We start from the raw sequence: 2171 nt of genomic DNA on the forward strand, positions 1-2171 counted from the left end.
TTGCATGACGCGCACCTCGCAACAAGAATGCCGGAGCATTCTTGAATTAAAACAAAGAATCGAAAAATTTACGGTAAGGAGAAGAAAAAATATGTACATTATTCCAAGACCACAACAGTGGTATCAGAAAGAGGGAACGTTTACACTAAAATATGATCGGAGAATTGTGCTTAACAGCAACTGCCCGCCGGAAGTTTATGAAGACGCACAGATGCTGCAACAGGATCTGGAGGAATATGCAGGCTTTTGTACAACTATCAGTTGTGGAATCCCAGAAAACGGGGACATTTGTTTACAGTTGGGCGAGCACATGAAGGAGCAGGAGTATACACTGCTTGTTCAGGCGCATGGTATCTGTATCACCGGTGGCAGTGCAGTCGGCATTTTTTACGGTATTCAGACACTGCGTCAGATCATAGAGCAGTGCGGATGCTGCATTCCGTATACAATTATTGTGGATCAGCCGAAAATTTTGCACCGGGGATTTTATCACGATGTGACAAGAGGAAGGATTCCGACGATGGATTACCTGAAAAAGCTGGTAGATCGCATGGCATTTTACAAACTGAATCAGTTACAGCTTTATATGGAGCATACCTTTTTGTTCCGGGGATTTTCTGAGGTTTGGAGAGATGATACGCCACTGACGGCAGAGGATATTTTGGAGCTGGATGCTTACTGTAGAAAACGGCATATAGAGCTGGTTCCGAGTATTGCCTGCTTTGGTCACTTGTATAAAGTGCTTCGGACAAAAACGTATGGTGAGCTGTGTGAGATGCCCGGAATGGAAAAAGAGCCTTTTGGATTCGTGGATCGCATGCGGCATCATACTCTGGATGTGTCAAATCCGGAGAGTATCCAGCTGGTAAAAGCGCTGATTGACGAGTTTATGCCTCTTTTTACCTCACAGTATTTTAATATCTGTGCGGACGAAACTTTTGATCTGGGAAAAGGAAAAAGTGCAGCGCTGGCAGAAGAAAAAGGAACACAGCGCCTGTATCTGGATTTTGTAAAAGAACTCTGTGAATATGTGGTGAGCAAAGGTAAAACACCGATGTTCTGGGGCGATATCATTTGTGAGTTCCCGGAGGCAGTACAGGAACTTCCGAAAGAAACCATTTGTCTGAACTGGGGCTATGATGCGGACTGGCCGGAGGATTCTACAAGAAAATTGTCGGAAGCTGGAGCGAGATTTTATAACTGTCCGGGTGTCAGTGGATGGGATCAGCTGGTGAATCAGATTCGGGTTTCCTATGAAAATATCAGCAGAATGTGTCAGTATGCCTCAAACTATCATGCAGAAGGTCTGTTGAATACAGACTGGGGCGATTGTGGACATATCAATCATCCGGATTTCAGTCTGCCGGGAATGATCTATGGAGCGGCTTTTTCGTGGAATCTGGAGATTCCGGAATTTGAAGATATCAATCGTCAGATTTCAAGAGTTGCTTACGGAGATGAGACGGAAACACTGGCGTCTGTACTGGCACGGATTTCAGAGAGCTGGAAGTTTACATGGCGGAATATGGTAGATTTTCTGGAACAGGATGGATTGAAATTGGCACAGATGGGGAATCCTACAGACAGAAAAGCACTGTTAGATGAACTTGAAAAACTGGTAAAAATAGAAGAACCGGCGGTTTATCAACAGGCAGCACAGGAACTGGAAACTATTCAGCAGGAACTTTATGCAGCGGTGAGCCATTTACCGGTTGGCCGACGGGGAAAAATCCGGGCATATCTGATCGCGGTACAGGGAATGATCTTGTTACAGAAAATCGGAGCAGTTCTGGCGGATTTCATAGCGTTGATGGAGGCACAGGGAAAAGAACCAGCAGAGGATCAGGCGGTACAGTCCGATATAAATATGGAAAACGATATTAAAAGAATTCCAGAACATCAGGAAACAGAAAATGCTCACAGGGAAGAACAATGGAATCTGGCGGAAGATCTGGAATATTGGTTATATGATTACAAAAAACTGTGGCGAAGTGTCAGCAAGGAAGCAGAGCTGCATCGCATTGAGCATGTAATCTGCCAATATGCTGATTGGCTGCGTGTATTTGACAAAATTTGCGATTAAAATATAGCATCGTGCACCTTGTTTTAAAGAAAAATATACCAGCTTTCGCTGACCAGAATCACGCACCAAGTCTCACGTGCGTTCGACT

At 44.5% G+C, this 2171-nt stretch carries 1 protein-coding gene; it reads left to right on the plus strand.

What is annotated here, in order from left to right:
• The first annotated feature begins 91 nt into the window (after positions 1–91).
• A complete protein-coding gene (locus LG34_RS03450) occupies positions 92–2083 on the plus strand; it encodes a family 20 glycosylhydrolase (protein WP_181369278.1) in 1992 nt (663 codons plus the stop codon).
• The last annotated feature ends 88 nt before the right edge of the window (positions 2084–2171 follow it).

This window comes from Eubacterium ramulus (assembly GCF_003122485.1).
Classification (GTDB): Bacteria; Bacillota; Clostridia; order Lachnospirales; family Lachnospiraceae; genus Eubacterium_I; species Eubacterium_I ramulus_A.